We start from the raw sequence: 8,177 nt of genomic DNA on the forward strand, positions 1-8,177 counted from the left end.
TAGCGCGGGGCATGTCCGTCCTCCCGCATTCTTCTCTTCCCGCGTCCGCCTGGCCCGCCGCGCCGCGCTGGTCCGTCACGGGCCGTGCCACCGATCTTGAGGAGGCGGCGTTCCGCGCCGGGGCGGCACTGGCGCATCTGCACGGCGTGAGAACCCAACCTGGCTTGCCTCTGGCGCTGTGGCGCGCCCGGCTGGCGCTCGAAGCCGCCGCGGCAAGTGTGAGGTTTTCGGGGCGGTCGGAGGGCTTGGCGGAGCTGCGCGACGCGCTGTGTCTGGCGCGGCCCGGCGATCCGCTCGGGCCAGCGGGGGAGATCGGCCAGGCGTGGCACTACGCAGTGACGCGACCGCTGACGACGCGCGGCTTGGCACCGGTGCTGCCCGGCGTCGCGCCGGATCTGGTCCAGCGGTGCCTGGCGATGCCGGGGGCACCCGTCGCGCGAGCCGCGCAGGTGCTGGAGGCCGTGCTCGCCGAGGCCCCCCGCGCCGAAACGGAGGTGCTGATCCTCGCCGACGCGGCACTGGCCAGAGCACTTGGCTGGGACCGGATCGTGCCGCTGCTGGCAATCGGGCTGGCGCCGCGGGACCTGCGACGCAAGGGGGAGGATCTGCGGCGGGCCTGCCATCATGCCGTAGCCCAGGCCGCAGCCCGGGCGGCCGGTCTGGTGCAGGATCTGGCCCCGCGCGCCGCGCGGCTGCACGCCGTGGCGCCGAAACTGCGGGCCAAGGGCGCGGAAGCGGCCCTCGCGCTGTTTCTCGCGCAGGACGCGTTGGCGCCGGTGGCGCTGACCCCCTTGATGTCGGACCGCGCCGCACGGCGGCTCTGCGACCGCTTGGTAACCCTGGGCGCGCTGCGCGAGCTGACCGGGCGCGACAGCTTTCGCCTGTATGGGCTCTGACCATGGCGAAGCACGACGACATTGATCGCGAGCTGGCCGACCTGCCGCCCGAGCTGCGCTGGCGCGAATGGATGCGGCGGATCGAGGCGGTGCTGTTCGCCTCCGCCACGCCGGTGCCGCGTGCCGGTCTCGCGCGCGTCGTGGGGCAGGGGGCGACGCTCGACCTGCTGCTCGATGACCTCGCCGCGGAGCTGGCCGACCGGCCCTACGAGATCGCGCGTGTCGGCGACGCCTGGATGCTGCGCACCCGGCCCGCCTACGGCGCGGTGATCCGCGCCGTAGGCGATGTCGGGGACCGGGAGGTCGACCTCTCCGAGCGCGACCTCGCGGTGCTCGCCGCCATTGCCTATCACCAGCCGGTCACCCGCGACGGCCTCAAGGACATCTTCGGATGCGAGATCTCCCGTGATCTGATCGGGCGGTTGGTCGCACGCGCGCTGATCGCGCCGGGGCCGCGCGCGCCGCGGCGGGGCGCGCCCTATACCTATGTCACGACGCGTGGTTTCCTCGCCGCCTTCGGACTGGCGGATCTGCGCGACCTGCCCGATGCCGAAGCGCTGCGCGATGCGGGGCTGGCGGGGGGATAGTGTGGGGCAACGGCGGGATCGTTAGTCGCCTAACATTCTCAGTTACCGGCCAATGGCTGTGTTCGCTCTCTATCTGTCTTATCGGCAGTCCCGGGCGTGGCCGATATCGGTCAGCACATGCGGCGGCTCGAGGTGCTCCTCATCATGCGTGATCGATCGGCAGCCCTGGCCGGCCAGCCCCGCAGGCCGGACAGCGTCGCTGAAAGATGTCCGAGCCGTTCGCCCCGTAGCATTCGCCGCAGCGCTGGCATCGAAGGATGTAGACGAGCTGGTTGTGGTCGTTGCCGTGAAGGTCGGTCTTCCGCAGGACTTCCTGTTCGTTGCGATTGACGAAGCCCGGCCGTGTCGTCCTGGCCGGGGCCGCGCCTTGCATGGACGGCTTCTGCTTTTGCTTCGACTTCGACTTTTTGGCCGGCGGCCAGGTGGCTCCGAGGATCCACCCCTCGACCTGTCCCGTCATGGCGACCGGTTCGGGCTCAGGCGCTGCGAAGGCGCCTGACAGGTCTCCGCTGCGATCGGCCTCCTGGAGCCATCGCGCGATGACGTAGGCGTCGTGCTGGTCGGGCGTGCGCGCGTCTCTTGGATAGGTCGCGCTCCAGAGCCGCGGATACGCCTCGACGACCACCGAGGCCCCCGGGGTTGGCGTCCACTCGTCGAACGGCCAGAAGTGGAGTTCCGGTCTCGCCCTGCGCAACGCTCGAAGCCAGGGGATCCCCGAATGGGTGGACTTCGCCACGGAGCCCTGCACGTCGAAATGAAACACCGACTTCGCCGATCCGGTGGCCTCCTCGGTCAGGCGGCGCCAGGTTCGCTCGCCCATTCGGGCCGCCCCGCTTCCGACCTGGCCATTCCGCACGAAGTCGACATAGGTGTGCGGCTCGTCCGTCGGCCAATGCGCGCAGAAGTCGTTCAGGAAACTCACCCAGTCCGGTGCCAGGCGGTGGCGTTCGAAGTAGCGCATCGGGAAGGAGAACGCGTGATCGATGCCGACGATCGTTGGCACGCGGTTGTCCAGCTCCTGCACCAGCCATGCCGCCAGCCCGCGCCGGGTCCAGTATTGCTTCGGCCCGGCCGGCGGGGGGACTTCCTGCGCCTCCTCGTCACCGAGGGTCTGGTAAACCCGCAATCCCTTGAGGCTCGCCTCTGCGGTCTCGGCCCCTGAATAATCGATGCCGATGGTGCGGGCGAAGCCGCGCAGCGTATCGGTCATTGGAAGCTCGCCCGAAAGCTCGTTGCGGTCAGCGAGACATGCGCGTCCAGAGGGGGACGCAGCTCGAACGCCTTCGGCGCGCGTGCGAAGTTGTAGAGACGAAAGAGGTGCCAATCGTCGCGGCGCTCGTTCGCGATCTCGAGCTCGTTGCGCGAGATGTGGAAAGGAGTGCGCTCCCACCCGTTGGTGGTCTTCACCTCGATGAGGCGCTCCCGGCCTTGGGGCGTGAAGCTGGCGATATCGTAGCCCGCGCCGTCGCCATCCTCCTGCGAGACCCAGCGGACCCGCCCCGCCAGATCCTCGCGGCCGTTTTGTCGCAGGACATGGATCTCATGGCGAAACACGCGCTCTTCGCCGGCATGGCCCAGGGCGCGGTTGCGCTCATCCCGGCCGGCCGCGTCGAAACGTCGTGCAATACGCTGTGTGTGCTCGAGATCCTCCGAGGGCGGTGCGTTGCGCAGGGTCGGTGCGACGCCAACTTGGAGCATGGCGGCCTCGACTATCTGCGGGACGGCCTTGCCATGCAGGGCCGCTTCCCATTCCGGGTGCCGCGCGAGCCATCGGGAGGCGGCCTCTGCGAGCGACATCTGTGCGTTGAACCGGGGCAGGTAGCCCTTGATGATCGGCAGTCCGAGGCCGAGACAGGCCGCGGACACGTTGCACAGCTTGAACTCGATCGAACCGCGGCTGCGCCCGATCTGCTGCTGCAAGGCCTTGTTCTGGGCCGCCTTGTTGTAGGGTCGTCCGGACAGCTCATCACTGAGCATTGCGAAGTAAGCCACTACAACGGCGTCGTTCTCGGCGTCTGACCAATCGCTCGGGTTCATGCCGACACGCTACGGCGGGGCAGATCGGGTGTCATCAGGGCTCGTAATTTTAAGAGATGCCATCGGGTATCCAACCGATCGAAGGGGGCCTTAGAAGCTGTAGCGAACGGCCCTCAGCTGCCATTGAGCATCTCGTGAACCGATGACGGCATTGTGGCCTCATGCCCTTCGCGAGATTACTTATAGTGCTTTGCCGCTTGGCGCAGGCCACTGGTTGCCGTCCTCAACCAGGCGCACGCCGCTATCTCCCGTACGCAAACCTTGGGGTCCAGGTCTCAATCAATGAGGCTTCTTCTTCGTATGCCTCGTCATCAAGGTCGCCGGCAAGTTCTTCGCTGGAAAGGACGGTAAGGGTGAAGCCGTAAGCGCCGAGACCAATGACTTCTTCATCCAACGCAAGCCGTCGCCCGCAAGAGAACCATTCAGCAAGACTGGTTTGTCCACAAATCGAGCGTGCGGACCGGATGTTTTGGGTATCAGCATTGAACCGCAGGGTATGGGTTCGTGGCAGCGGAGTACCCTTTTTGAGGAATGTGAGCTTGTCGAGCTTTTTGAAGCTTTCAGACAAGAACGCATATGCGACCTTGTCGCCGGAACTGACGACGACCGCCATCGGATAGTCGCAACATTCGGCGGCTCTGATGGCAGAGGCCGTGAGCGAGCACTCGGCCAGCTGGCTTAGCGCAATGATCCCATCCAGACCGACACGGCTTCCCCCGATAACCTCGCCCACGAGTTTCGACGGCATGAGCAGCCCAGACGCAAAATGATCCGCCTCAAGCTCTATCGAACTCGTCCCTTGTGAAAACCCGGCCCTGGACATGTGGATCGGAGCAGTCTTCAGAATTTCCTCGGGATGCCCCTCAAGAAAATAGTGGCCAAGTTCGTGAGCCACGGTGAACCTGCGAAACCCATCGCTCTTGATATCGGTCGCATAGAAGATGCCAACGCTCTCATCATGGAAGATGATCCCGCCGCTCACGCCAACCCGGCCGGGATCCTTTGGCTCGACAAAGATGTCTTCGGTCTCCGCAACCGCAAACGGATCAACGGGGAAGGCATCGTAGCCTTTTTCTTTTGCTTTGAGTTCACCTTGGCGCCGCGCCATATGAATTCGGAATTTGCTCAACGACCTGACTTTCTTTGGTTCATGAGATCGATCATCATTTGGATGTGTTCCCGGTCGTCATCCGATAAATTTTCTTCACCACGAAAAGCCGTTGTTGCCCCGGCCATGTCGCTGGTCCTGCCGAGCAAGTAGTCTGACGTAACGCTCAATGCCTTCGCGAGGGCACGAATGTTTGCAAACGAAGGCTTGCGCCGTTCCTTCTCGAAATGGCCGATTGCTGATGGCTGTAACCCCGTCTTCGCCGCAAGCTCCGTTTGGTTAATCCCTCGCGCCACTCTGGCTTGACGCAACCTGTCACCGAACCCACCATTGGAATCCGTAGAATTTGACATGACGCTCCCGCATGTGTTAGTATGACGATATCGTAGGATACCCGCCGCTTGCTCGCGGCTTCTTTTTTCGCTTTCCATCCTACGAAAACGTCAAGAACTGTAAGACGGATCAGCGAATCCGTCAAGCCTGAGGGGGCAGAAGAAGATGAATATCAGGACGAGCCTCGAAGACTTCGCCCGCAGCTTGGAGGTCGACCCTGTAGAAGCTGCGCTGATGGACGTTGCACGTGCCATCCAGATCACCCGCAGTATGCACGACGAAGCCGACCGCCATTTTCGCGGGCTGGCTCAACATGTCGATCGCCCTGGAAGCCCTCTCGAAGACTTGGTCCTTGAGATCTACCCTTCTGGCAGCTTTGCAATTCACGCCCCGACTCGGTCACGCCTGAAGGCCGACCAGCACGACGTTGATGCAGTACTTGAGATCGCGATCGCTCCTGGCACTGACCCGGCGTGGGTGCTCGAACAATTGTACAAAGCGATCAAGGGCGAAAAAGGCAGCAAGTATTTCGACTATTTGATTGAGAAAAACAGTCGCTGTGTCACGGTTACATACCCGGACGGCGTCACGGTCGATCTGATGCCGGTCGTTCGCATCGATGGGGCACCAGAACGTGTGGCGACCCTGTTTCACTACAAGCCTGAGACGGACGAGCGGTACCACAAGGAGATCAATCCGAAGGGGTTTGCCGATCACTTCAATGCTCGCGTCGAGATCAGCGAGGCGTTTCAAAAGCGCTTCGATGCGCGTCGTTACCTCGTCGAGGGCGAAACCTACGCCGAACTGGCCACACGGCTTTTAAATGAGACGTCTGGTCTGGCGTTGCAAAAGGCAGATACCCAACCGCTGCCGGTGCATGTCCCGCACGACCAGAAATCGCCTCGCGTGGTTGCCTTACAACTGATCAAGAGGTTCCGCGACAAGCGATATCGCAAGCACGACGATCACCGCGGCAAACGCAAACCTCCGGCCGTCATCATCGCAGCGGTCGCAATCGATGCCGGACCTGCAAACGACAGCTTGGTCGATGAAGTGATTGCGATTGCCAAGCGTATGCGCTGGCAAATTCGCAATGCCGAGCAGAGCCTGCGGTTGCTGGAAGTTCGCAATCCAGCGCATTACCCGGACCTCTTTACGGATCGCTGGCCTGCTCAGCGGGGCGATCAGCAACTTTGGGCGGCAGACTTGCTGACCCTCATAGAGCGCCTCGAAAACCTGAAGCGGGTTGGCTTCGATCCGGCGGTCATCCAATCGACGTTCGACGATCTGTTCGGCGAAAAGGCCGGTGAGACCGCGCTGCAGGCCTATCATCATGCGCAGACTATCCAGCTCGAACATGGCGCGCTCGGCATGACACCGAGCGGGCATTTGAAACCTGCGGCACCAGTTTCGTCCCTGGCCGCTCCAGCTCTGGGTGCTGGGATCGCATCCGCACCAGGCCTTGTGAGGCCTGCGCGTGCGAATACGAACATGGGGGGTACTGTACCTGATGATAACTGTTGGTGATCAAATTGCGGACATGGTCGATGTCTATCCCGAATGGTCATGCGACCGGCTGAGCCAGCGAACTTGCGTTTGGGAAGGGCATCTGCAGCCACACAGAACGATGTACCGGCTGCGGGTAGACTATACGGAACCCCTGCTGCTCGAAGGCAGATCAAACCTGTACCTGCAGCCACTGGTTGAGGTTCTTGAACCGACATTGCAAAGGCGTTTCGGCAACGAAGAAGGGTCCTACCGCATGTTTACGTGTCACATCCGCGAACAGAGCGTACGGGGCCATTCCTCTGCCTCTTCGACGACGAAGCGGATCAGTGGTCGCCAGATGACCTGATCAGCAATACGACCATTCCCTGGGCGTCCAACTGGCTGAGCTGCTACGAAAGCTGGCTCGCTTCGGGAAAATGGTTTGGGACCGGGAAACACATCAGAAGTCAGTCAGGCGGGCGATCCAGGTTGGCGGTACTTATGGAGAGATTTTATGGCACAACCTCAATCCCGTCGCTCGCAGGGCACCATCTTTCACCGTCGAGATCAACTCGAATGGCCCGCAGATGATCTTCGCATACTGTCCATTGATGGCGGTGGCATAAAAGGCATTCTGCCTGCGGCGGTGCTGGCGGAATGCGAGCGTCGTTTCTTGAAGGGTGATTCGGCAGCCAGCTACTTCGACATGATCGCCGGCACTTCAACCGGAGGAATAATCGCGCTCGGCATAGCTGCAGGAATGCGCGCCGAGGAGGTTCTCGAAATCTATATGCGCCACGGGTCGGAAATATTTCCTCGGCCTTGGATTCCGCCAACTCGAATTGGTCGCGCGATGCGATCCGCTTACCAGTTTGCTCGCGATCTTGCCGTTTATCGATACGACCGCGAACCGTTGGAACGAGCGCTTCGAGATCGATTTGGCAACAGGACACTGGGCTCGGTCAATGTGCGTTTGAACATTCCCGCCTTCGATGGTTTCAACGAGGTCAACGTCCTCAAGACCCCGCATCACCCTGACTTCCGCCTGGACTGGCAGGAAGAACTGGTCAAGGTGGCCTTGGCGACGTCTGCCGCGCCGACATTCTTCTCGACCTACCGAAACGGCACCCGGCACTATGCCGATGGCGGTGTTTGGGCGAACAATCCCGTCATGGTGGCGCTGGTGGATGCCATGAGCTGTTTCGACATCGACAGACACAAAATCGAAATCCTGAGCCTTGGCTGTGGTGATCAAGACCTTCGTATGACTGATGGTCAAATCAAGCGCGGCGGCATGTTCAACTGGAGAACTATTATCGAAAGCGCGATGCACCTGCAAAGTCAGAACGCCCTCGGACAGGCAGGACTATTGATCGGGCGAGACCGCATGCTTCGTCTGACATCCGCCCCGACGCTTGAACCAATCGGTTTGGATGATTTTGTGCGGGCGAATCGTGAACTGCCAGCGCAAGCGAAGAGGCTGGTTGAAGAAAACGCTGAACGCCTTGAAGCGTTTTTCGATGCTAAGCGGTTTCAAGCGACTTTCTATCATGGCAAGCGGAAATAGCGGTACTCGCGGCGTAGATTTTGGCATCACTTGCTGCCTATAGCTGAGGTGCTCCCCGGTTTCAGGGCACTGACGTAAGCTACGATTTGCTGTCTGCTGATCTTCACCGACGAGGAGATCAGAGATGTCGAAACGCAAGCAGCACGCGCCTGCTTTCAAGG

Annotated in this window: 9 protein-coding genes; 5 read left to right on the forward strand and 4 right to left on the reverse strand. The window is 61.7% G+C overall.

From position 1 onward, the window contains the following. Positions 1-11: 11 nt before the first annotated feature. On the forward strand, positions 12-896 hold the full coding sequence (locus MBELCI_RS09245) for a DUF1403 family protein (RefSeq protein ID WP_021693929.1): 885 nt from the start codon (positions 12-14) through the stop codon (positions 894-896). Between the two features lie 2 nt (positions 897-898). Then, positions 899-1,483, forward strand: coding sequence for an SMC-Scp complex subunit ScpB (gene scpB, locus MBELCI_RS09250; RefSeq protein ID WP_021693930.1), 585 nt, complete (start codon positions 899-901; stop codon positions 1,481-1,483). Between the two features lie 142 nt (positions 1,484-1,625). On the opposite strand, the gene MBELCI_RS09255 is transcribed toward scpB, so the two are convergent. The 4 genes from MBELCI_RS09255 to MBELCI_RS19875 all read right to left on the reverse strand — a co-directional run bounded on the left by MBELCI_RS09255 (position 1,626) and on the right by MBELCI_RS19875 (position 4,981). After that, a complete protein-coding gene (locus MBELCI_RS09255; RefSeq protein WP_021693931.1) occupies positions 1,626-2,693 on the reverse strand; it encodes a hypothetical protein in 1,068 nt (355 codons plus the stop codon). Then, entirely contained in the window at positions 2,690-3,520 is an 831-nt protein-coding gene (locus MBELCI_RS09260; RefSeq protein WP_045319931.1) for a protein NO VEIN domain-containing protein, read from the reverse strand. Before MBELCI_RS09260 ends, MBELCI_RS09255 begins: the two co-directional genes overlap by 4 nt. 241 nt (positions 3,521-3,761) lie before the next feature. Continuing rightward, on the reverse strand, positions 3,762-4,649 hold the full coding sequence (locus MBELCI_RS09265; protein WP_052512707.1) for an ImmA/IrrE family metallo-endopeptidase: 888 nt from the start codon (positions 4,647-4,649) through the stop codon (positions 3,762-3,764). After that, positions 4,646-4,981 (reverse strand): helix-turn-helix domain-containing protein, encoded by a 336-nt coding sequence (locus MBELCI_RS19875; RefSeq protein WP_045319933.1) that lies wholly within the window; start codon positions 4,979-4,981, stop codon positions 4,646-4,648. Before MBELCI_RS19875 ends, MBELCI_RS09265 begins: the two co-directional genes overlap by 4 nt. Before the next feature lie 145 nt (positions 4,982-5,126). On the opposite strand from MBELCI_RS19875, the gene MBELCI_RS09275 reads away from it, so the two are divergent. The 3 genes from MBELCI_RS09275 (at position 5,127) to MBELCI_RS09280 (ending at position 8,016) form a co-directional block, all read left to right on the forward strand. Next, positions 5,127-6,488 (forward strand): nucleotidyltransferase domain-containing protein, encoded by a 1,362-nt coding sequence (locus MBELCI_RS09275; protein ID WP_021693933.1) that lies wholly within the window; start codon positions 5,127-5,129, stop codon positions 6,486-6,488. A gap of 195 nt (positions 6,489-6,683) precedes the next feature. After that, the gene (locus MBELCI_RS22990) at positions 6,684-7,040 is read left to right on the forward strand and encodes a type II CBASS E2 protein (RefSeq protein ID WP_500778221.1); all 357 of its coding nucleotides are present in this window, start codon (positions 6,684-6,686) and stop codon (positions 7,038-7,040) included. Continuing rightward, positions 6,964-8,016 carry a CBASS cGAMP-activated phospholipase gene (locus MBELCI_RS09280; RefSeq protein WP_045319934.1) on the forward strand — a complete coding sequence of 351 codons (1,053 nt, stop codon included), beginning with the start codon at positions 6,964-6,966 and terminating at the stop codon, positions 8,014-8,016. The genes MBELCI_RS22990 and MBELCI_RS09280 overlap by 77 nt, the downstream gene beginning before the upstream one ends. The last annotated feature ends 161 nt before the right edge of the window (positions 8,017-8,177 follow it).

Source organism: Limimaricola cinnabarinus LL-001, from assembly GCF_000466965.1.
In the GTDB taxonomy this organism is placed as follows: domain Bacteria; phylum Pseudomonadota; class Alphaproteobacteria; order Rhodobacterales; family Rhodobacteraceae; genus Limimaricola; species Limimaricola cinnabarinus.